At 70.5% G+C, this 21,154-nt stretch carries 18 protein-coding genes; 13 read left to right on the forward strand and 5 right to left on the reverse strand.

Annotation, left to right across the window (positions count from 1 at the left end; all coding sequences use genetic code 11):
- Nucleotides 1-28 precede the first annotated feature (28 nt).
- Complete coding sequence (locus AB0C38_RS31260; RefSeq protein WP_360680457.1) at nt 29-1,081, forward strand: polyprenyl synthetase family protein; 1,053 nt, start codon at nt 29-31, stop codon at nt 1,079-1,081.
- Between the two features lie 16 nt (nt 1,082-1,097).
- Nucleotides 1,098-2,402 (forward strand): hypothetical protein, encoded by a 1,305-nt coding sequence (locus AB0C38_RS31265; RefSeq protein WP_360680343.1) that lies wholly within the window; start codon nt 1,098-1,100, stop codon nt 2,400-2,402.
- A gap of 64 nt (nt 2,403-2,466) precedes the next feature.
- Here AB0C38_RS31265 and AB0C38_RS31270 read toward each other — a convergent pair whose 3' ends face one another.
- The 4 genes from AB0C38_RS31270 to AB0C38_RS31285 all read right to left on the reverse strand — a co-directional run bounded on the left by AB0C38_RS31270 (nt 2,467) and on the right by AB0C38_RS31285 (nt 6,946).
- Nucleotides 2,467-2,796, reverse strand: a complete 330-nt coding sequence (locus AB0C38_RS31270; protein ID WP_360680346.1) for a VOC family protein — start codon at nt 2,794-2,796, stop codon at nt 2,467-2,469.
- A 108-nt stretch (nt 2,797-2,904) separates the two neighbouring features.
- Complete coding sequence (locus tag AB0C38_RS31275) at nt 2,905-3,969, reverse strand: 2-oxoacid:ferredoxin oxidoreductase subunit beta (protein WP_360680349.1); 1,065 nt, start codon at nt 3,967-3,969, stop codon at nt 2,905-2,907.
- A gap of 34 nt (nt 3,970-4,003) precedes the next feature.
- On the reverse strand, nt 4,004-5,929 hold the full coding sequence (locus tag AB0C38_RS31280) for a 2-oxoacid:acceptor oxidoreductase subunit alpha (RefSeq protein ID WP_360680352.1): 1,926 nt from the start codon (nt 5,927-5,929) through the stop codon (nt 4,004-4,006).
- Nucleotides 5,930-6,190: 261 nt separating this feature from the next.
- A complete protein-coding gene (locus AB0C38_RS31285) occupies nt 6,191-6,946 on the reverse strand; it encodes an enoyl-CoA hydratase (RefSeq protein ID WP_360680354.1) in 756 nt (251 codons plus the stop codon).
- A 23-nt stretch (nt 6,947-6,969) separates the two neighbouring features.
- Here AB0C38_RS31285 and AB0C38_RS31290 point away from each other — a divergent pair, with 23 nt between their 5' ends.
- Nucleotides 6,970-7,359, forward strand: a complete 390-nt coding sequence (locus AB0C38_RS31290; protein WP_360680357.1) for a hypothetical protein — start codon at nt 6,970-6,972, stop codon at nt 7,357-7,359.
- A gap of 406 nt (nt 7,360-7,765) precedes the next feature.
- On the opposite strand, the gene AB0C38_RS31295 is transcribed toward AB0C38_RS31290, so the two are convergent.
- Entirely contained in the window at nt 7,766-8,212 is a 447-nt protein-coding gene (locus AB0C38_RS31295; RefSeq protein ID WP_026468878.1) for an Lrp/AsnC family transcriptional regulator, read from the reverse strand.
- Between the two features lie 74 nt (nt 8,213-8,286).
- On the opposite strand from AB0C38_RS31295, the gene ddaH reads away from it, so the two are divergent.
- The 10 genes from ddaH to AB0C38_RS31345 all read left to right on the forward strand — a co-directional run bounded on the left by ddaH (nt 8,287) and on the right by AB0C38_RS31345 (nt 21,126).
- Nucleotides 8,287-9,132, forward strand: a complete 846-nt coding sequence (gene ddaH, locus AB0C38_RS31300) for a dimethylargininase (protein WP_360680361.1) — start codon at nt 8,287-8,289, stop codon at nt 9,130-9,132.
- Nucleotides 9,133-9,212: 80 nt separating this feature from the next.
- Entirely contained in the window at nt 9,213-9,869 is a 657-nt protein-coding gene (locus AB0C38_RS31305; RefSeq protein WP_360680364.1) for a polysaccharide deacetylase family protein, read from the forward strand.
- 213 nt (nt 9,870-10,082) lie between these two features.
- Entirely contained in the window at nt 10,083-10,781 is a 699-nt protein-coding gene (locus AB0C38_RS31310) for a glycoside hydrolase family 75 protein (protein ID WP_360680367.1), read from the forward strand.
- 62 nt (nt 10,782-10,843) lie between these two features.
- The gene (locus AB0C38_RS31315; protein ID WP_360680370.1) at nt 10,844-11,107 is read left to right on the forward strand and encodes a helix-hairpin-helix domain-containing protein; all 264 of its coding nucleotides are present in this window, start codon (nt 10,844-10,846) and stop codon (nt 11,105-11,107) included.
- A gap of 185 nt (nt 11,108-11,292) precedes the next feature.
- Nucleotides 11,293-12,609 carry a nucleotide sugar dehydrogenase gene (locus AB0C38_RS31320; RefSeq protein ID WP_360680373.1) on the forward strand — a complete coding sequence of 439 codons (1,317 nt, stop codon included), beginning with the start codon at nt 11,293-11,295 and terminating at the stop codon, nt 12,607-12,609.
- Nucleotides 12,599-13,780, forward strand: a complete 1,182-nt coding sequence (locus AB0C38_RS31325) for a glycosyltransferase family 4 protein (protein ID WP_360680376.1) — start codon at nt 12,599-12,601, stop codon at nt 13,778-13,780. Before AB0C38_RS31320 ends, AB0C38_RS31325 begins: the two co-directional genes overlap by 11 nt.
- Nucleotides 13,781-13,889: 109 nt before the next feature.
- Nucleotides 13,890-15,245, forward strand: coding sequence for an exopolysaccharide biosynthesis protein (locus tag AB0C38_RS31330; RefSeq protein ID WP_360680378.1), 1,356 nt, complete (start codon nt 13,890-13,892; stop codon nt 15,243-15,245).
- Nucleotides 15,242-17,011, forward strand: coding sequence for a Wzz/FepE/Etk N-terminal domain-containing protein (locus tag AB0C38_RS31335; RefSeq protein WP_360680381.1), 1,770 nt, complete (start codon nt 15,242-15,244; stop codon nt 17,009-17,011). The genes AB0C38_RS31330 and AB0C38_RS31335 overlap by 4 nt, the downstream gene beginning before the upstream one ends.
- Before the next feature lie 36 nt (nt 17,012-17,047).
- Nucleotides 17,048-18,952 carry an asparagine synthase (glutamine-hydrolyzing) gene (gene asnB / locus AB0C38_RS31340; RefSeq protein WP_360680384.1) on the forward strand — a complete coding sequence of 635 codons (1,905 nt, stop codon included), beginning with the start codon at nt 17,048-17,050 and terminating at the stop codon, nt 18,950-18,952.
- Nucleotides 18,949-21,126 (forward strand): bi-domain-containing oxidoreductase, encoded by a 2,178-nt coding sequence (locus AB0C38_RS31345; protein WP_360680387.1) that lies wholly within the window; start codon nt 18,949-18,951, stop codon nt 21,124-21,126. Before asnB ends, AB0C38_RS31345 begins: the two co-directional genes overlap by 4 nt.
- Nucleotides 21,127-21,154: the final 28 nt, after the last annotated feature.

The following is a 21,154-nucleotide window of genomic DNA, read 5'->3' on the forward strand; positions in this document are numbered from 1 at the left end:
GCACGAGTAGAGCGGAGCCGACGTGTCTGTGCCTTCCCCAGCCCCCGGGGCGGGATCCCTCCCCGCTGCGCCGGGTGGCGCCCTCGAGGACCTGCGCGCGTCGGTCGGCCTGCAGATCGCCGACGAAACCTTGCTGCGCGCGATCGCTACCGGGCTGGCCGACGTCGAGAAGCTGCTGCGCGAGGTCGTCCGCAGTGACGTCCAGGCCGTCAACGACGCCGCGTTGCACCTGGTCGAGGCCGGGGGCAAACGCTTCCGTCCGCTGTTCACCCTGCTGTCCTCGCAGTTCGGGCCGAAGCAGGACGACCACGTCGTGATCGCCGCCGCCGCGGTCGAGCTGGTGCACCTCGCCACGCTTTACCACGACGACGTCATGGACGAGGCGGACATGCGCCGCGGCGCCGAGAGCGTCAACGCGCGCTGGGACAACACCATCGCCATCCTCACCGGCGACTTCCTCTTCGCGCACGCTTCGCGCCTGGTCGCCGACCTCGGCACGGACGCGGCGCGGATCATCGCCGAGACCTTCGGCGAGCTGGTCACCGGCCAGATGCGCGAGACCGTCGGCCCCGGGCCGGGTGACGACGCCGTCGCGCACTACCTCACGGTGATCGCGCAGAAGACCGGCTCGCTGATCGCCACGTCCGGTCGCTTCGGCGGCATGATGTCCGGCGCCGCCGAGGAGCACATCCAGGCGCTGCGCCGGTTCGGCGACATCATCGGGACCGCGTTCCAGATCTCCGACGACATCATCGACATCGCCTCGCCGTCCGACGAGCTCGGCAAGGCACAGGGCACCGACCTGCGCGAAGGCGTCCGGACGCTGCCCATGCTGTACGCGCTGGCCGACCCGGACACGGATCCGCGGCTGACCGAGCTGCTTTCCGGCCCGATCGCCGAAGATGCCGTCGTCCAGGAGGCCCTGGAGCTGCTGCGGGCGAGTAGCGGACTCGAACGCGCACGCGTCACCCTTTCCGACTACGCTCAGCGCGCGCGAGCCGAGCTTGCCGCGTTGCCCGCGTCACCCGCCCGGGACGCGTGCGAGTCGGTCGCCGACTACCTGGTCGCGCGCACGCACTAAACAGGGGCAGGGATAGATGTCCATATTCGGACAGGTTTGGCTGTGGAGCCTCGCCGCGTTCTTCGTCGGAGTTCTCCTCACCTGGCTGGTGCTGGTGCTGCCGCTCCGCAAGAGCGTGCGCAAGCTGGAGAGTTCGCTGGCGCAGGCCCACGCCGACGCCGCGCGCACTCCCGCGAACGCCGCGGGGCTGGCCGCGCCGGGCACCGAGATCTACGCCCGGGCGGAGCGGCGGCCCGAGCTGCCGCCGACGCGGCAGGAGACGTCGTACCCGGGCACGCTGGTCGCCGCGCCGCCGATCCACCGCGGCGAAGTCCACGACGACATCGACCAGGACTTCGCCGAGCTGGACTCGCAGGTGCCGTCGCGGACGCCGCCGGCAGCCGACGACGCGTACCGGCCGGAGCCGGAACCGGAGAACGCGTACCGGCCGGAGCCGGAACCCGAGAACGCGTACCGGCCGGAGCCCGAGAGGGACGACCCGTACCAGTCGGCGGCGACGCAGTTCATGACGCCGGTCGACGAGCCGGAACCGGAGGACCCGTACCGGGCCCCCGCGACGGAGTACCTGGTCCCGGACGAGGAGCTCGACGCCGAGCCGGTCTCGCCGGCGCTCTCGCGACTCGAGCAGAAGCTCGACCCGGACCCCGCGGGCTCGCTGTTCCAGCCGCCGGCGGAGGAGACGCACGCGCCGGCGCCGGACTGGTTCGACCACGAGCCGCCCTCCGAGCGGTCGGCGTTCGAAGAGCCGATGGAGCGCACGCGCTACTTGGCGGTCGGCGGCGAACAGTCCGAAGAGGTCGAAGAGGCCGAGCCGGAGGAGGCGCCGCAGTACGCGTTCGCCGGTGAGGACGCCGGGGCCAACGGCGAGCTGGACGTGCCGCCCGAGACTCCGGCCGAGTCGACGCAGGTGCTGCCGAAGCGGCAGCCGCGGGAGGCGCTGCGCGGCGGATTCGATGCGCCGCAGCCGATCGAGCCGTCGATGCGCACCGTCGAGCGACGCGAGACTGACCTGTCCGGCGCCCACAGCGGTTCGCTGTTCGAGCCGTCGGTGCAGCCGAACCAGACGGCGCTTGCGGCGCCGGAGCCTCCGCCCGCGCGGGAGGCAGCCGAGGACGCGGTCCCGCCCGGCCCGTTCGGCCCCGGCTCGGCGATGCCGCGCCCCGGTGGCGGGCGGCCGGGTGACGGGTTCGAGGTCAAGGCGAGCGTGACGGCGTTGCGGTACTGCACCGACGATTCGGCGCAGTACCCGAAGATGGTGGCCGAGGTGTGGTTCCGGACCGCCGAGGACGCCGAGCGGGTCGGGTTCCGGCCGCTCAGCTGAGTTCGACTGCCGTGAGGGGCACCTTCAGGGACTCAGAGTTCCTGAAGGTGCCCCTCACGGCGTTTCAGGCCGCCTGGAACAGAACCATGGCCGCGCCGCCGGGATCGGTCACGACCACCAGGGAGCCGACCGGCAGGTCCGTGCGCTCCCGCACGACCTTTCCGCCCAGCTCAACGGCTTTCGCCGCCGCGGCGTCCACATCGGACACCGGCGCGTAGGGCAGCCACTGCGGCGCGCGGTCGTCGTCCGGGGCCAGCTCGGTCAGGCCGCCCCAGGGCTTGCCGTCGGCGGTCAGCAGCGGGCCGGACGTCTGCCAGCCCAGCAGCTCGCCGAAGAACCGCCTGCTGCCGTCCACATCGGACGTCCGGACGTCGAAGAACACGAAAGGTCGCATGACCCAAAACTTAGGACAAGTGTCCTAACCCTGGCAACCCCGAAAAGCCGTGAAGGCCTCCTTGCCGGCACCTTGAGCCGGTAAGGAGGCCTTCACGGACGAAAGCGGTTACGCGACCGTCCAGGTGTCCTTGCCGCGCAGCAGCCCCTGCAGGTCGGGCGTGCGGGCCGCGCGGGCCTGGTCGACCTGGGCGCGCGCGCCGTCGTCGTACGTCGGGCGCTCGACCTGGCGGAGGATGCCCGTCGGGACGTGGTTGAGGCTCTGGTCGCCGAGGCGCGACAACGCGAACGCGTACGACGTGTCGAAGATCGACGGGTCGTGCACCACGACGTTGTCCTCGCCGATGTCCGCGACCTTCGCGACGTCCAAGCCGCCCCACTCGCCGCGCTTGACGCCGAACTCCTGGTTGGGGCCGAAGCGGATCGGCTCGCCGGCGCGCAGCGGGATCAGCCGGGCTGCGGCCTCGTCGGCGTCCTTGAGGACGTCGAACGCGCCGTCGTTGAAGATCGGGCAGTTCTGGTAGATCTCCACCAGCGCCGATCCGCGGTGCTCGGCCGCGGCCTGCAGGACCTCGGTGAGGCCCTTGCGGTCGGAGTCCATGGCCCGGCCCACGAACGACGCCTCCGCGCCGATCGCCAGCGAGAGCGGGTTGAACGGCGTGTCCACCGACCCCATCGGCGTCGACTTCGTGACCATGCCCTGGCCCGACGTCGGGGAGTACTGGCCCTTGGTCAGGCCGTAGATCCGGTTGTTGAACAGCAGGATCTTGATGTTCACGTTGCGGCGCAGCGCGTGGATCAGGTGGTTGCCGCCGATGGACAGCGCGTCGCCGTCACCGGTGACGACCCACACCGACAGGTCCGGCCGCGTGGTGGCCAAGCCGGTCGCGATCGACGGCGCGCGGCCGTGGATCGAGTGCATGCCGTAGGTGTTGAGGTAGTACGGGAAGCGCGACGAGCAGCCGATGCCCGAGACGAACACGATGTTCTCGCGCTTGAGGCCGAGCGTGGGCAGGAAGGACTGGACCGCGTTCAGCACGACGTAGTCGCCACAGCCCGGGCACCAGCGGACTTCCTGGTCGGACTTGTAGTCCTTGGCCTTCTGCGGCTCTTCGGTGGTGGGCACAAGGTCCAGGCCGCCGAGAGTGGGGAGCCCGATGTCGACAGTAGTCATGCCGCCTCCGCGGTAAAGAGAGCGTCGGCGGTGGTCATTTCGCCGCCTCCGTAGTAACGCCGGTGATGATCTCCGAGAACAGGTTCTGCAGCTCTTCGGCCTTGAACGCCATCCCGGCGACCTTCGTGTGCGAATGGACGTCCACCAGGTACTTCGCGCGCAGCAGCAGCGACAGCTGGCCCAGGTTCATCTCCGGCACCACGACCTTGTCGTAGCTGCGCAGGATGTCGCCGAGGTTGGCCGGCAGCGGGTTGAGGTTGCGCAAGTGCGCCTGCGCGATCGGCATGCCCAGCTTGCGCACCCGGCGGCACGCGGCCCCGATCGGGCCGTAGGACGAGCCCCAGCCCAGCGCCAGCACCCGCGCCTTGCCGCCGGACGGGTCGTCGACGACCAGGTCGGGGACGTCGATGCCGTCGATCTTCGCCTGCCGCAGGCGGACCATCTTGTCGTGGTTGTCCGGGTCGTAGGAGATGTGGCCGGTCTTGTCGGCCTTCTCCAGCCCGCCGATGCGGTGCTGCAGCCCCGGCGTGCCCGGGATCGCCCACGCTCGGGCGAGCGTCTCGGGGTCGCGCACGTAGGGCCAGAACTCGCCGGAGTCGTTGTCGGCGTTCGGCTCGGACGCGAACTCGACGCGCAGGTCGGGCAGCGTCTCGACGTCCGGGATCAGCCACGGCTCGGAGCCGTTGGCGATCGCGCCGTCGGAGAGCAGCAGCACCGGGGTGCGGTACTTCAGCGCGATCCGGGTGGCCTCGACGGCCGCGTCGAAGCAGTCCGCGGGGGACAGCGGCGCGACGATCGGCACCGGCGACTCGCCGTTGCGGCCGAACATCGCCTGCAGCAGGTCGGCCTGCTCGGTCTTGGTCGGCAGGCCGGTGGACGGGCCACCGCGCTGGACGTCGATGACGACCAGCGGCAGCTCCATCATCACGCCGAGGCCGATGGTCTCGGACTTCAGCGCGACACCCGGGCCGGACGTCGAGGTGACGCCGAGCGCGCCGCCGTAGGACGCGCCGAGCGCGGCGCCGATGCCGGCGATCTCGTCCTCGGCCTGGAACGTGAGGATGCCGAAGTGCTTGTGCTTGGACAGCTCGTGGAGGATGTCCGACGCCGGGGTGATCGGGTACGTGCCGAGCAGGATCTGCAGCCCGGACTGCTGGCCGGCCGCCACGATGCCGTACGCCAGCGCGGTGTTGCCGGTGATCTGCCGGTAGGTGCCCTGGGCGAGCTTCGCCGGGGCGACCTCGAACGTCGTCGCGAACGACTCGGTGGTCTCGCCGTAGTTCCAGCCGGCGCGGAAGGCGAGGATGTTCGCCTCGGCGATGTCCGGCTTCTTCGCGAACTTCTCGCGCAGGAAGCGTTCGGTGCCCTCGGTGGGCCGGTGGTACATCCACGACAGCAGGCCGAGGGCGAACATGTTCTTGCAGCGCTCGGCGTCCTTCTTGCCGAGGCCGGTGTCGGCGAGCGCGCCCTGGGTCAGCGTCGACATGGCGACCCGGTGGACCTGGTAGGCCGCGAGCGTGTCGTCGTCGAGCGGGTCGGTCGCGTAGCCGACCTTGGTCAGGTTGCGCTTGATGAAGTCGTCGGTGTTGAGGATGATCGTCCCGCCGTGCGGGACGTCGGCGACGTTCGCCTTGAGCGCGGCCGGGTTCATCGCCACCAGCACGTCCGGGCGGTCGCCGGGGGTGAGGATGTCGTAGTCGGCGAAGTGCACCTGGAACGAGGAGACGCCGGGGATCGTGCCCTGCGGAGCCCTGATCTCGGCGGGGAAGTTCGGCATCGTCGACAGGTCGTTGCCGAACGCGGCAGCCTCCGACGTGAAGCGGTCGCCGGTCAGCTGCATGCCGTCACCCGAGTCGCCCGCGAACCGGATGACGACCCGGTCGAGCTTGCTGACCTCGGTGTGCCTGGTCGCGGCGAGCGAGCCGTGACCAGCGCCGTTGCCGTTCGCACTCGTGCTCATGGGTCAGGGATTCCCTCTCTCCCGACGTGTGGCCATCGGTCACCTGCCCGGTGTCGTGACAGGCGGATCACCAGGCCCTACCACGAGGTTAGCTCGCGCTCGACCACGATGTTCCTAGACTCCCACCGTCCGGTTCGACCTCAATGCTGCGCTATCGGCTCTTCTGTGCTGGTCCGACAAATATGTGTGACCGATGGTAACGGGTAAACCCCTGTCCTCGCTGTGACTCGGGTCTCGCCTAGGGGTGTCCACCTGGTGGGATCAAGAGTGGGAACGAATCCGGGCCCGCATGGCCTCGAGCCGCTCGGCGAACTCCGGCGAAGCGAGCGACGCGAGCTGCGGCTCGATCTCGACGTCGACTGCGTCGGCGTGCGCGGCCAGCGACGCGGTCGTCCGGAGGCTGCGCTTGGTGGCCAGCAGGGCTTCACGCGGCGCGGCGACGGCGGGGGCGGCGAGCTCTTTCGCGGCGGCGATGAGATCGCCTTCGACCACCTTGAGCGCCAGCCCGGCGCGCACGGCCGCTTCGGCGTCGAGCGGCTGCCCGAACAACGTCATCGCGGCGGCCTGCTGGGGGCCGGCCAGCCGCTGCGTCATCCAGGTCATCCCGCCGCCGGGGTGCAGCCCGAGCTCGAGGAACCGGGCGACGAACTTCGCGCGCGGCCCGGCGAGGCGGACGTCGGCGGCCAGCGCGAGGTTCAGCCCGGCGCCGACCGCGGCACCCCCCACCGCGGCGATGGTCGGCAGCGTGCAGCGCGCGACGGCGAGGAAGCCTTCGTAGATGGCACGCAGGCCGGCCTCGTCGGCTTGGCCGAGCGCGGAGAGGTCGGCACCGGCGCAGAAGGCGGGTGGAGTGCCGGTGACGACGACGGCGTGGACGGACTCGTCCCGCTCCGCGGCCTCGACGGCGGCCACGAGCTGGGCGGAGAGCTCGAGGGTGAGCGCGTTGCGGCTGCCGGGCGCGTCGACGGTCAGCAGCGCGACGCCATCGGTGTGCTCGCTGATGATGCTGTCGGTCATCCGGCCAGGGTATTAGTGGGGGCATGGGGGAACTGGCCGGAGTGCTGATCCGGGGGATCGTGGTGCTGGTGGGCAACGCGCTGACGGTGCTGGACCTGCCCGAGCTGTTCGGCGGTCGCCGCCGCCGGGCGCGGGCCTCGGCGTTGGAGTGCGGCTCGCTGGTCGAGATCCCGTGCGTGCTGCGCGACGAGGAGCTGACGGACGGCCGCGAGCGCCGAGGCAGGCTGGCGGTGGGCGACGGCCCGGTGCGCTGGCTCCCGCTGGGTGGCGAACCGGCGGTGTTCGACCCGGGCGAGCTGACGATGCAGGCGGTGGACCGGCAGGCGGTGACGTTCCACGCGGCGGGCGGCCGCACGGAGCTGCGGCTGCACCCGGACGAGGCCCCGCTGGTCCTGCGGGCGCTCGCCGGTTGAGGGTGGGCCTCCGGCCCCCCGGTTTCCACGGTAGCGAGGACGGCCGACAGTTTCGCTGGCCCGACGCTCGGGGGCGCGGATCTGTCCACAGGCGACGCGGGTCTGTGCACAGGTATCGAGAAGCTGTCCACAGGTCCGGCCGGCTTGTGCACAGGTGCTGCTGACTCATGTGCGGGTCCACGGGCGTGTGCACAGGTGCCGCGGGTTTGTATACAGATGCCCCGGACGTGGGCGCAGGGTGCCACGGACTTGTGCGCGAGCGCCACGGACGTATCCGCACGTACCGCGGACCTGTGCACAGTCGCCGCAACCTGTGTACAGACCACGCGCACCCAGCCAGAACCAGCCGAAACCGTCGGTGCCCGCCGATAGGCTGGAAGACGGGGGCCGGAGGCGCGCCCCGGGCTCACTCCTCCGGCGTCGGCGGCCGCTCCAGCAGCCTCGAAAGCACCACCGTCGATACCGTCCGGTCTACGATCTCCAGCCCGCGCAGCCGCTCCAGTGCCGTCTCCAGGTGATGGATGTCCGCCGCCCGGAGGTGGACGATCGCGTCCGCCGCTCCTGACACCGTGTATGCCGCCACCACCTCCGGCAACGGCTCCAAGCGCGCCCGAATGCGGGCCGGTGTGATGTTGCCCTGGCACGTGACCTCGACGAACGCCTCTGTGCCCCAGCCCAGCGCCTCCGGGTCGACCACCGCCGTGAACCCGCGGAGGATGCCCGTTTCGAGGAGCCGGTCGACCCTTCGCTTGACCGCCGGGGCGGACAGGCCGACCACCTTGCCGATCTCCGCGTAGCTGGAGCGCGCGTTCGCCACGAGGCACGAAACGATTCGCTGGTCGATGGTGTTCACACGCAACACTTAGCACAGATACGCGCAGCGAACAGCGATTGATTGCGAGATTAGGCGCACCTTACCCTGCAATCATGCAGGGATCATCGCCAATGCGCGTACCGACCACCCGTCGATACCTGATGTGCCCCCCGCGTCACTTCGCGGTGGACTACGTGATCAACCCCTGGATGGACCCGACCCAGCCGGTCAGCGCCGACGTCGCCGTCGCGCAGTGGACCGAGCTGCGCGACACCTACCGCCGCCTCGGCCACACCGTCCAGGAGATCGACGCCCAGCCCGGCCTGCCCGACATGGTCTTCGCCGCGAACTCCGGCACGGTCATCGACGGCCGCGTGCTCGGCTCGCGGTTCCGCGCGCCGCAGCGCGCTGCCGAGGCCGAGCACTTCCGCCGCTGGTTCGTCGAGCACGGCTACCGCGACATCACCATGCCGGAGAAGATCAACGAGGCCGAGGGCGACTTCGCCTGGACCGGCACCCTGCTGCTGGCCGGCACCGGCTTCCGCACCGACCCGGCCGCGCACGCCGAAGCCCAGGAGGTCCTCGGCGTCCCGGTCGTCTCGCTGCACCTGGTCGACCCGCGCTACTACCACCTCGACACGGCGCTGTTCGTGCTCGCCGAGTCGACGGACACGACGCGCGCGCAGATCGTCTACTACCCGGAGGCGTTCTCGGCCGGTTCGCGCCGCGTGCTGGAGCGGCTGTTCCCGGACGCCGTGCTCGCGACGAAGGAAGACGCGGAGTGCTTCGGCCTGAACGGCGTTTCCGACGGACGCAACGTCGTCCTGCCCGTCGAGGCCACTCGGCTGGGTGAACTCCTCGCCGATCGGGGGTACGAGCCCGTCTATGTCGACATCTCCGAGCTGCGGAAAGCCGGCGGTGGTCCGAAGTGCTGCACCCTGGAAATCCGGAAGGGATGAATTTCGCCGAAACCTGTAACTCACCCGTTTGCCATCGCGATTAATCGAAGTAACAAATCGACTACTCGCGGTGGCAGGCGGTGGAAACGGTGACGGTGAACCTTGCCCTGCACGGGATCGGGCGGCCCGCTCGTCAGCTCGACCCCGGCGAGGACGAGCGCTGGGTGACGGTCGAGCAGTTCGAGCACGTGCTGGAGACCGTCGCCGAGCGCGACGACGTCCACCTCACCTTCGACGACGGCAACGAGTCCGACGTCGAGATCGCCCTGCCACGGCTGGTCGACCGCGGGCTGACGGCGGAGTTCTTCCCGCTCGCCGGCCGCCTCGGCCAGCGTGGCTACCTCGACCGCGACGGCGTCCGCGCGCTCGCTCGCGCCGGGATGGAGATCGGCTCGCACGGCTGGGAGCCGCGCGACTGGCGCCGCCTCGACGACCGGCACGCCCGCCGCGAGCTGACGGAAGCGCCGAAGCTCCTCGGTGACCTGTGCGGCCACCCGGTGCGGCGGTTTTCGCTGCCGTTCGGCGCGTACGACCGGCAGGTGCTGACGCGGCTGAAGCAGGCCGGCGCGACCCGCGTCTACACGAGCGACGGCGGCGCGGCGAGCCGGGACGGGTGGCTGCAGGCGCGCACGGAGCTGAGGCACGACCTCGACGACGACTGGCTGGACGGCGTACTCGCGGACGGACGCCGTCGCCGGACCTGGGTGGGCCGGCTGTTCCGCCGGGGTGACCGTTAAGTCGGGTTCGTCGTGGCCGGCTCTTTCCCGGTGGCCGACACACTGTTCGGACCGCTTCTCCGCGCCCACCTCCGGTGAGCAGCCTTTTCGTCAATCCGGCCCGCCTGATGGGAAATTCCCGCACCGCCGGGTCTTGTACCAGTCCTCGCCCGGGTGCATCCTGGTCGCCTCGCCGCCGTAAGGAAAGTTTCCTAACTAAAGGGAGCACCAGGAATGCGGAAACTGATCCTGCTCGCGACCATGGCGCTCGCCGCCGCCGTGCTGCCTTCGGCTCTCGCGTCGGCAGCCCCGGCAGCCCCGGCGGCGGCACCCGCCACCACCGCGGCCGCCCCGACCGCGGCCCAGCTGCTCGCCAAGACGAACAGTTGCACCCAGATCTCCAACGGCAAGTACAAGACCGACGAGGACGTCTCCGGCAAGACGGTCGCCGTCTGCGACGCCAACGGCGCGGTCTTCTGGAAGGCCGACATGGACATCGACTGCGATGGCCAGCGCTCCACGCAGTGCAACGAGGACACCGACTGCTGCTACCAGGACGACACGGCGTTCCACCAGTCCGACGGCAAGCCGCTCAACGCCGCGAAGCTGCCCTACATCGTCGTGCCGAGCTCGAGCAGCATCTGGAAGTACTCGTCGTCGCAGCTGAAGGGCGGCGGCTCCTGCGCCGTGATCTACAACGGCAAGGTCGAGTACGCGGTCATCGGCGACACCGGGCCGTCGCAGATCATCGGTGAAGCCTCCTACGCGACCGCGAAGGACCTCGGGATCAACCCCGACCCGTCGAACGGCGGCACCGACTCCGGTGTGACGTACATCTGCTTCAAGAACTCGACGGTCTCGCCGATCGAGAACCACGGCAACGCGGTGAGCAAGGGCGAGAGCCTGGCCGCCACCTTCGTGAACAACAACTGACCCACGCATTCCGGGGCCGATCCGTTCAAGACCGGGTCGGCCCCGGCTGCTGTGCTGGGGGCATGAGCAAGGAACTGCGGAAACTGGCGAACATCGGCCCGGCGATGGTCCGCGACCTCGGCCGGCTCGGCATCACGGAGCCCGGGCAGCTGGCCGGGCGCGACCCGGTCGAGCTGTACGAACGCCTCTGCGAGACCGACGGGGTCCGGCACGACCCCTGCGTGCTCGACACGTTCATGTCCGCGGTCGACCAAGCCGACGGCGCCCCGCCCCGGCCGTGGTGGACCTACACCCCGGAACGGAAACGCCTTTTCGGGACTCGCTGACCGAAACCGCGTCCACCGGGTTGATCACCCACGTGCAACCTGCAATTCGAGATCCGATTTTTACGCGAAAACCGTTACGCCTAACGGCCGTCTCACGCTTTACCCCGTTCGCCGTCCTCGCGGTAACGATCCAGGGGCGCCCGCCGACCAACTTGAGGGTCGCGCGGAATAGCGGAGGTTTTGGCGTGGAGATCAGTGTCTTCGGGCTCGGTTACGTCGGTTGTGTCTCCGCCGCGTGCCTGGCGGGGCAGGGGCACCGGGTGGTCGGCGTGGACGTCAACCCGGTCAAGATCGACCTCATCACCCAGGGCAAGGCCCCGGTGGTCGAGGAGCGGATCGGCGAGCTGACCGCCGAAGTCGTCGCGAGTGGCGCGCTGAGAGCCACGACCGACGTCGCGGAAGCCGTCGCCGGCAGCGAGATCTCGCTGGTCTGCGTCGGTACGCCGTCGGCGCCGAACGGCAGCCTTTCGACCGTCTACCTCGAGCGCGTCGCCGAGGAGATCGGCGAGGCGATCGCGAAGAAGAGCGAGCGGCACACCGTCGTGTTCCGCAGCACGATGCTGCCGGGCACCTGCCTGGACCTGCTGGTCCCGATCCTGGAGAAGTCCTCGGGCCGCACCGCCGGCGTCGACTTCGGCGTCGCGGTGAACCCCGAGTTCCTGCGCGAGGGCACCAGCGTCCGCGACTTCTTCGACCCGCCGAAGACCGTGATCGGCGAGATCGACGCGGCCAGCGGCGACGCCGTCGCGGCGCTGTACGAGGGCCTGCCCGGCCCCGTCTTCCGCGTGCCGATCCCGGTGGCGGAGATGACGAAGTACGCCGACAACTCCTTCCACGGTCTGAAGATCGGGTTCGCCAACGAGCTCGGCGCGGTCTGCCGGGCGCTCGGCCTCGACTCGCACCAGGTGATCGACGTCTTCCTCGCCGACACCAAGCTCAACATCAGCCCGGCCTACCTCCGGCCCGGGTTCGCGTTCGGCGGCTCCTGCCTGCCGAAGGACCTGCGCGGGCTGGTCCACGCCGCGCACCGCGCCGACGTCAGCGTGCCGATCCTGTCGCACGTGCTCGCGTCGAACGCGGACCACCTGCAGCGCGCGTTCGACCTGGTCGCGCGCACCGGCAAGCGCAAGGTCGGGCTGTTCGGGCTGTCGTTCAAGCCGGGCACCGACGACCTGCGCGAGTCCCCGCTGGTCGAGCTGGCCGAGAAGCTGCTCGGCAAGGGCTTCGACCTCAAGATCTACGACGCCAACGTCAGCCTCTCGCGGCTGATGGGCGCCAACCGCGAGTACATCGAGGGCCGGCTGCCGCACCTCGGCCAGCTGCTCGCCGGGTCCGTCGAAGAAGTCATGGACCACGCCGACGTCCTGCTCGTCGGCACCAAGGACCCGGACGTCCTGGCGGCCCTGCCGCACGGCGGCGACCGGGCGATCGTCGACCTCGTCCGCCTGCCCGACGCCGCCGAGCGTCGCCTTGAAGAGGGATACGCCGGCCTTGCCTGGTAAAGCGCTCATCCTCGTCGAAAACCTCTCCGTCCCCTTCGACCGGCGGGTCTGGCAGGAGTCCACGACCCTGCGCGACGCCGGCTGGGAAGTCCACGTGATCTGCCCGCAGGGCACGAAACGCGACACCGAGGCCGAAGCCGTCGTCGACGGCGTCCACATCCACCGGTACCCGCTGAAGGCGGCGACCGGCGGGCCCGCCGGCTACCTGCAGGAGTACGGCACCGCGCTGTGGCACACGCTGCGGCTGGCGCGCAAGATCGGCCCGGTCGACGTCGTGCACGCCTGCAACCCGCCGGACCTGCTGTACCTGGTCGCGAAGGTGCTGAAGCGGCAAGGCGCGAAGTTCATCTTCGACCAGCACGACCTCTGCCCGGAGCTGTACCTCTCGCGGTTCGACCGCGGGCAGGACCTCCTCTACCGCGGGGTCTGCGCGCTCGAACGCGCCACCTACCGCGCCGCCGACGTCGTGATCTCGACGAACGAGAGCTACAAGCAGGTCGCCCGGATCCGCGGCGGCAAGCGTCCCGAGGACGTCTTCGTGGTGCGCAGCGCCCCGGTCGTCGAGCGGTTCCACGAGGTCCCCGTCGAGCCCGAGCTGAAGAAGGGCAAGCCGCACCTGCTGGCCTACCTCGGCGTGATGGGCCCGCAGGACGGCGTCGACTACGCCCTGCGCGCGCTCGCGAAGCTGCGGGACGAGATCGGGCGCACCGACTGGCACGCGGTGTTCGTCGGCTCCGGCGACGCCTTCGACGACATGGTGGCGCTCTCGGCGAAGCTCGGGCTGGCCAACCAGGTCGAGTTCACCGGCCGGATCCCGGACGAGGACCTGGTCCGCTACCTCTCCGCCGCCGACGTCTGCCTGTCGCCGGACCCGCTCAACCCGCTCAACGACGTCTCCACGATGAACAAGGTCATGGAGTACATGGCGATGAGCAAGCCGATCGTCTCGTTCGAACTGCGCGAAGCTCGCGTTTCGGCTGGCGACGCGGCGGTCTACGCCCCGGCGAACGACGAGTCGGCGTTCGCGAAGCTCGTCTCGCAGCTGCTCGACGACCCGGAAGAGCGGGTCCGGATGGGCAAGCTCGGGCAGGCCAGGGTGGCCGGCGCGCTGTCTTGGGAGAACTCGGCGAAGAACTTGCTCGCGGCGTATGAACACGCCGTGAGGTCTTGATCGCCGTTAGGTCAAGAAGTCACCGGACTTGTAACCAAAGCTCGCGGCTCGACGACGGATCGGGTAACCGGCCGATCATGTGAACCCGTTCGGCGTACCCGTCTCAGGAATGGAGATACCGCCGTTGACTGACGACACGGTGCGCCTGGCCCTGATCGGGCAGGTCCTCCGCCGGCGCTGGCGGCTGCTGGCCGCCCTCGCCGTACTGGGCGCGGCGGTCGGTGCCGGCGCGTCGGTGCTCTTCTCGCCCGGCTACCAGACCTCCTCGAGCGTGCTGCTCCAGGGACCGCGTCAGGCGGACGAACTGCTCACCCAGGCCGAGGTCGCGACCAGCTCGGTCGTCCTCGACCGCGCCGCGGCCGTGCTGCCGTGGCACCCGAGCGGCGCCGACCTGAAGAAGCAGGTCACGGCGTCCGTGGCGAACGGCAACGTCGTGACGGTCACCGTCTCGGCCGACACCGCCGAGCACGCCCAGCAGCTCGCCGACCAGGTCGCGCAGCAGTTCGTCAAGTACTCCGGCCAGCTGGCCAGCAACTCCGCGGACGCGTCGGTGCAGCTGGCCCAGGAGCAGCGCGAGACGCTGCGCCAGCAGGTCCAGCTGACCACGCAGAAGATCAGCGACCTCGCCAAGACGGTCGGCGGGGACCTGACCGTCGAGAGCGTCCAGGTCCGCACGCAGCTCGAAGGCCTGCGCACGTCGCTGGAGCAGGCCATCAACGACCTCAACCAGGCCGACCTCGCGACCGGCATCGGCAACACCGTGGTGCTCGGGTCGTCCGAGCGCCCGACCGGGCCGGCCGCCCCGACGATGGTGCAGCTCGTCGCCGGGGGCGCGGTCCTGTTCTTCCTCGCCGGCGTGTTCGGCCACCTGTTCGCCGCGCGCGCCGACCGGCGGCTGCGAGGTGAGCCGGAGATCGCGTCCGCGCTCGGCTCGCCGATCCTCGCCGGCGTCGACGTCACGACGCCGCAGGGTGACCGCCTCCCGGCGACCGGCCTCTACGGCAAGGTCCGGCGGCTGCTCGGCGGCGACCAGCCGTGGGTGCTGCCGCCGATCGAGACCTCGGCCGACGAGGCCAACCGCGGTATCCGCTACCGCCGGGTGCTGACCCGGCTGGCCACCGGACCCGCCGACGTCCTGCTGCTGGTGGCCGACGACGACGAGACGGGCCGGCTGGCCGCTTCGCAGCTCGCCGAGCTCGCCGATCGGCAGTCCTTGCCGCTGCGGGTCTTCGAGTTCACGGCCGCGCGGCCGACGGTGCCGGACGCGGGCCACGACACCGGCGTCGTGCTGGTGCTCGGCTCCGGCACGCGCACCGCCTGGGAGCTCGTCGCGCTCGCCGAGGCCTGCGCCGAGGCCGGCCAGGAGATCATCGGCGCGGTCCTCACCCATCCCGTCCGGCCGCTGGAGCCGATGACCGAACCCGCGGCGGAAGCCCCTGAGAAAGCCTTGGCAGGTTCGGCGTGACGACTACGACGGAAACCCAGGCCGCACCCCTGATCGACCTCCATCGCATCTTCGTCACGATCCGCCGCCGCAAGCGGTTCTGGCTGGCGGCCGCCTTGCTCGGGCTGATCGCCGGGGCGCTGGTGGGTTTCGTGCTCCCCACGCCACCGACCGCGGTCACCAAGGTGATCGTGGTCCACCAGGACGACTCGCCGACCGACGCCGGCACGCTGATGCGCACCGACGTCGCGGTGCTGCAGACGACCCAGATCGCCGAAGGCGCGCTGAAGAAGCTCAACAGCACCGAAGCGCCCGAAGAGTTCATGAAGAACTACTCCGGGCTGGGCCTGACGAACAACGTCATGCAGATCACCGTCAAGGCGAAGAGCAACGAAGAGGCCGTGGCGCAGGCGCAGGCGCTGGCCGACACGTTCATCGCCGACCACGTCCAGCGCAGCCAGGCCGCCGCGGCCGCGGAGTCCAAGGCCATCCTCGACCAGCGGAAGAACGCCCAGGACGAGCTGGCCAAGGTCGACCAGCAGATCGCCGACGAGACCGGCAAGGGCCGCAACGCCAACGCCAGCACCCTCGAGGGCATGTACGGCCGCCGCGCGGCGCTCGCGTCGCAGATCTCCGACTTCGACTCCCGCGCGCAGCAGGCCGGCATCGGCAGCCCGCAGGTCGCCGCGGGCACCCAGATCGTCGACGCGCCCCGCGCGCTGCCGAAGGCGCTCCTCAAGACGTTCGGGACCAACGCCGGCATCGGCTTCGCGCTGGGCCTGGCCCTCGGGCTCGCGTTCGCCGCGGTCGGCGCGGTCTCGCGCGACCGGCCGGTGCTGCGTCGCGAGATCTCCACGCACCTCGGCGCGTCCGTGATCGCCCAGCTCGCGTCGAAGCGCCGGGGCCCGGCGAAGTTCTGGCGGCGCTCGCGCGCGGTCACCGAACGCAAGCGCGTCGCCACGACGCTGGTCCGCGCGATCAAGAAGGACCTTCGCGAGATCTCGCTGCTGGAGCTCGGCGCGCCCCAGGTCGCGGCCGCGCTGGCCATCGACATCGCCCGTGAGCTGGCGGCGGACGGCGAGGTGAGCGTCATCGACGACCTGCCGGGCGCGGCCGTCGGCACGCTCGTCGGCGAGATCCACGACGTCACCGTGATCTCCTCCGACGCGCCCGCCGGAGATCCGGGGGAGCGCCGGATCGGCGTCGGCTCGGTGTCCCCGGGCACCGCGTGGACGGACCTGGAGCACCTCGGCCAGGAGACCGTGCTGGTCGTCAAGGCCGGGCACGCGAACACGCTGTGGCTGCACACGGTCGCGCGGCAGCTCGCCGACCAGCGGATCCCGATCGTCGGGGTGGTGCTGGTCGACCCGGACCCGCGCGACAAGTCCGACGGCACGCTCTGGGACGGCCTGCACACGGCACTGCGCGGCCGCGCGAAACCGGCACCCTCGGAACACCGCGTTTCGGTCGTCGAGCACGAGGACCGCATCGACGAACTGGCCGCCCGCATCGCCGAGCGCGTCGCGGTCGTGGAGCCGCCGACACGGCGGATCGCGCCGGTCCGGCCGGTCGCCCCGCCGCCGGCGCCGGCCAAGCCTCCTGCCGCGCCCCTGCCGGAACCCGGCAAGGTCAGCGTCCCGGACCACCTGGACGCGCCGACCAAGAAGTTCGCCCCGGTCAAGCCGCCGAAGCGGCCGACGCCGTTCAAGCGCGACCACGGCGAGCCGACGCACCAAGGCGAACTGAACGCCGAGCTCGAGCCCGAAAAGAGCGCGGAGGTCTCCTGACCTCCCCGCGCCGCAACCGAAGGGGACGCACTCGAGATGTGCGGCATCGCAGGCACCTATCTCTGGCCGGACGGCGGACCGCTGACCGACCGGCTGACCAAGACCCTGGCCCACCGAGGCCCGGACGGCTCCGGCCGTTACGACCACCGCGCCGGCGCCGGGGAAGTCCACTTGGGACACCGGCGGCTCTCGATCGTCGACCTGACCGAGACCGGCGCCCAGCCGATGGTCCTCGACGGCCTCGCGCTGAGCTACAACGGCGAGCTGTACAACGCGCCGGAACTGCGGGCCGAGCTGCAAGCGGCGGGTGTCCGCTTCCGCGGCACGTCCGACACCGAGGTGCTGCTGCAGGCGTGGCGGCGCTGGGGCACGGACTGCCTGCCGAAGCTGCGCGGGATGTTCGCCTTCGCGATGTTCGAGGAGGGCACCGGCGAGCTGTTCCTGGTCCGCGACCAGCTGGGCATCAAGCCGCTGTTCTTCGTCCAGCGCGCCGGCGGGGTCGCCTTCGCGTCGGAGCTCAAGGCCCTCGCCGGTGAGCTCGGCGGGTCGCTGCAGGTCGACAACGCCGCGCTGATCGCGTCGCTGCTCTACTACTGGGTGCCGGACAGCCGCTGCGCCTACCAGGGCGCGGAGAAGCTGCAGCCGGGTACGTGGCTGCGCTGCCGCCCGGACGGCCAGGTCGACCGCGGCCGGTTCTGGTCGCTGCGCGAGGTCGCCGAGGAGGGCGCGGCCTTCGACGGCGAGGTCGACCTGCACGAGGTGATCGCCGAGTCGACGGCCAAGCACCTGATCTCCGACGTCCCGGTCGCGACGTTCCTTTCGGGCGGGCTGGACTCCAGCTACCTGACGGCGCTGGCCGCGCGCTCGCAGCCGGGGATCTCCGCGTACACCATCGGGTTCCGCGCCGAGGACGCCAAGTTCGAGGCCATGCCGGACGACCTGAAGTACGCCCGGATCGTCGCGCAGCAGTTCGGCGTCGACCTGCACGAGATCGAGATCGCGCCGCAGGTGCTCGACCTGCTGCCGAAGATGACCTACCACCTCGACGAGCCGATCGGTGACCCGGCGGCGATCAACTCGTTCCTCATCTGCACGGCCGCGCGCGACGCCGGCGTCAAGGTGATGCTGTCCGGGATGGGCGCCGACGAGCTGTTCGCCGGGTACCGCAAGCACCTCGCCAACCTGATCGCACTGCGCTACCACAAGGTGCCGGGCGCGGTCCGGCGTCCGGTCGAGTCCATTGTGGACCGGCTGCCGGTGGCGTCGGCCAAGCGCGGGTACCGGTCGGTGCGGTTCGCCAAGCGGTTCCTGTCCTTCGCGGGCCTGCCCGAGGAGACGGCGTTCCGGCGCAGCTACACGATGTACGACCAGGACGAGTTGCTTTCGCTGGTGAACCCGGACTTCGCGCCCTCGGTCGAGGACGTCCTGACCGAGCACGCGGACACCTACAACGACCAGGCGCTCGACGACTTCGTCAACCGCATGTGCCTGGCCGACTCGCGGATGTTCCTGCCCGGCCTGAACCTGACCTACACCGACCGCTCGACGATGGCCGCGTCCACCGAGGTGCGGACGCCGTTCGTCGACGTCGAGGTCGTCCGCGCGGCGTTCAAGATCCCGGGGAACAAGAAGATCGTCGGCCGCGGCGGGAAGATGGCGCTGAAGAACGCCGCGCTGAACATCCTGCCCAGCGAGATCGTGCACCGGCCGAAGGGCCTGTTCAGCGCGCCGCTGCGGGCGTGGATGAGCCGCGACCTGGCGCCGCTGGTGCGCGAAGTCGTCAACGAGGGCGTGCTCGTCGAGTCCGGCTTCCTGCGGCGCGAGGCGCTGCAGCGCATGGTCGACGAGGACGCCGCCGGTCAGCAGGACCGCAGCAAGCATCTGTGGCACGTCTTGACCCTCGAATACTGGTACCGGAACGCATTGGCGGGAGCGAAGTGAAGCAGGTAGTCCAGAACTACAAGAGCGGTGAGCTGGCACTGCTGGAGGTCCCGGAGCCCGCGTGCAAGCCGGGTGGCGTGCTGGTGCGGACGGTGTACTCGCTGATCTCGACGGGCACCGAGATGATGAAGGTGTCCGAGGCCAGCCTGTCCCTGGTGGGCAAGGCGAAGGCCCGCCCGGACCAGGTCGCGAAGGTCATGCAGAGCGTCGCCACCAACGGCCTTTCGGCGACCTACCGCAAGGTCACATCCAAACTGGACTCCTACACCCCGCTCGGCTACTCGCTCTGCGGCATCGTCGAGCAGGTCGGCGACGGCATCACCGACGTCGCGGTCGGCGACCTCGTGGCCTGCGCGGGCAACGAGCACGCGCTGCACTCCGAGCTCAACTGGGTGCCCAAGAACCTCTACTCGCGTGTGCCCGCCGGCGTCGACCCGCGGCACGCGGCGTTCGGCACCGTCGGGTCGATCGCCATGCAGGGCGTCCGCCGCGGCGAGCCGCAGATCGGCGACGTCGCGCTGGTCATCGGGCTCGGCCTGATCGGACAGCTCGTCGTGCAGCTGCTGACGTCGTCCGGCGTGCGCGTCGTCGGCGTCGACCCCGACCCGGAGCGCTGCAAGCTCGCCGAGAGCCTCGGCGCGCTGACCTGCGCGCACCCGGCGTCCGGCATCGTCGACACCGCCGTGGACGAGCTGACGCACGGCGCGGGCGTCGACCAGACGTATCTTGCCGCCGGTGGCAACACGAACGACCCGGTCGAGCTGGCCGCGAAGCTCTCGCGCGACCGCGGCCGCGTGATCGACATCGGCAAGTGCAAGCTCGACCTGCCGTGGAACGCCTACTACGAGAAGGAACTGGACGTCCGGTTCTCCCGCTCGTACGGCCCGGGCCGCTACGACCCGTCGTACGAGCTCGAAGGCCGCGACTACCCGATCGGCCAGGTCCGCTGGACCGAGCGCCGCAACCTCGAGTGCGTCCTCGACCTGATCGCGCGTGACCGCCTCGACGTCGAGCCGCTGATCACGCACGTCTCGGACTTCTCCGAGGCGGTTTCGACGTACAAGTCCTTGAACGAGGGCGAGCTCAAGGCCGTCGCGGTGCTGTTCCGCTACCCGGACGCGGTCGCTCGTACGGAGCCCGTGGTCACGTCCGCCCGAGTCGGGTTGGTCGAGCACAAGGCCGCGCCGCTGCCGGCCGGGCAGCCCGTGCGGCTGGGCTTCGTCGGCGCGGGCAACTACGCGTCGTCGATGCTGCTGCCGCACCTCGCCGAGCGCGACGACGTCCAGCTCAAGCACGTCGCGACGACGTCGGCGCTCTCCGGTGCCAACGCACGGCGCAAGTTCGGCTTCGCCGACGCGTCCACCGACATCGACAACGTGCTCGGCGACTCGTCCATCGACGCCGTCTTCGTCGTGACCCGGCACAGCTCGCACGCCGAGCTGACCCGCCAGGCGCTGCTGGCGGGCAAGTCGGTGTTCGTCGAGAAGCCCCTGGCGCTGTCCCCGGAGGAGCTCCAGAAGGTCCTCGACGCGATCGAGGAGTCCGGAAACGACCGCCTGCAGGTCGGCTTCAACCGCCGGTTCGCGCCGCTGCTGCACGAGGCCCGCGGCCAGTTCGGCCCGCGTGTCGGCCCGGCGACCGTCCGGTACCTGGTCAACGCCGGCCGTCTCGACCACGGCAGCTGGTACAACCAGACCGCCACCGAGGGCTCCCGCTTCGCCGGCGAGGGCGGGCACTTCATCGACACGGTGAGCTGGCTGCTCGACGCCGACCCGGTGTCCGTCTACGCCACCGGCGACGTCCAGGTGACGCTCGGCTACCCGGACGGTTCGACGGCCGTCATCACCTACGCGGAGACCGGCTCGTCCGGCTTCCCGAAGGAGACGCTCGACCTCACGGCCGACGGCAAGGTGCTCAAGTTCGACGACTTCGTGCGCGCATCGGTGTACTCGCGCAAGAAGTGGGCCAGCTCCCGGATCCCGAAGGGCCGCGACAAGGGCCAGGCCGCCGAGGTCGACGCGTTCCTGTCGGCGGTGCGGACGGGTGGCCCGATGCCGATCTCGGTGGCCTCCCTGGCCGCGACGACATTGGCCACGCTCGCCGCGCAGGCGAGCGTCTCGAACGCGGCGCCGGTCCGGATCGAGCTGCCGACCAGGGCAGGTGTCCAGGCGTGACGAGCGTGGCATCGGCGGCAGGGGCCCG

It is taken from the genome of Amycolatopsis sp. NPDC048633 (genome assembly GCF_040650695.1).
Classification (GTDB): domain Bacteria; phylum Actinomycetota; class Actinomycetes; order Mycobacteriales; family Pseudonocardiaceae; genus Amycolatopsis.

What these genes read in the sequence shown, in the direction of transcription:
- AB0C38_RS31265 (WP_360680343.1), top strand. Translation starts at nt 1,098, where the DNA reads ATGTCCATATTCGGACAGGTTTGGCTGTGGAGCCTCGCCGCGTTCTTC.
- AB0C38_RS31270 (WP_360680346.1), bottom strand. Translation starts at nt 2,796, where the DNA reads ATGCGACCTTTCGTGTTCTTCGACGTCCGGACGTCCGATGTGGACGGC.
- AB0C38_RS31275 (WP_360680349.1), bottom strand. Translation starts at nt 3,969, where the DNA reads ATGACTACTGTCGACATCGGGCTCCCCACTCTCGGCGGCCTGGACCTT.
- AB0C38_RS31280 (WP_360680352.1), bottom strand. Translation starts at nt 5,929, where the DNA reads ATGAGCACGAGTGCGAACGGCAACGGCGCTGGTCACGGCTCGCTCGCC.
- AB0C38_RS31285 (WP_360680354.1), bottom strand. Translation starts at nt 6,946, where the DNA reads ATGACCGACAGCATCATCAGCGAGCACACCGATGGCGTCGCGCTGCTG.
- AB0C38_RS31290 (WP_360680357.1), top strand. Translation starts at nt 6,970, where the DNA reads ATGGGGGAACTGGCCGGAGTGCTGATCCGGGGGATCGTGGTGCTGGTG.
- ddaH (WP_360680361.1), top strand. Translation starts at nt 8,287, where the DNA reads ATGCAGGGATCATCGCCAATGCGCGTACCGACCACCCGTCGATACCTG.
- AB0C38_RS31310 (WP_360680367.1), top strand. Translation starts at nt 10,083, where the DNA reads ATGCGGAAACTGATCCTGCTCGCGACCATGGCGCTCGCCGCCGCCGTG.
- AB0C38_RS31315 (WP_360680370.1), top strand. Translation starts at nt 10,844, where the DNA reads ATGAGCAAGGAACTGCGGAAACTGGCGAACATCGGCCCGGCGATGGTC.
- AB0C38_RS31330 (WP_360680378.1), top strand. Translation starts at nt 13,890, where the DNA reads ATGGAGATACCGCCGTTGACTGACGACACGGTGCGCCTGGCCCTGATC.
- asnB (WP_360680384.1), top strand. Translation starts at nt 17,048, where the DNA reads ATGTGCGGCATCGCAGGCACCTATCTCTGGCCGGACGGCGGACCGCTG.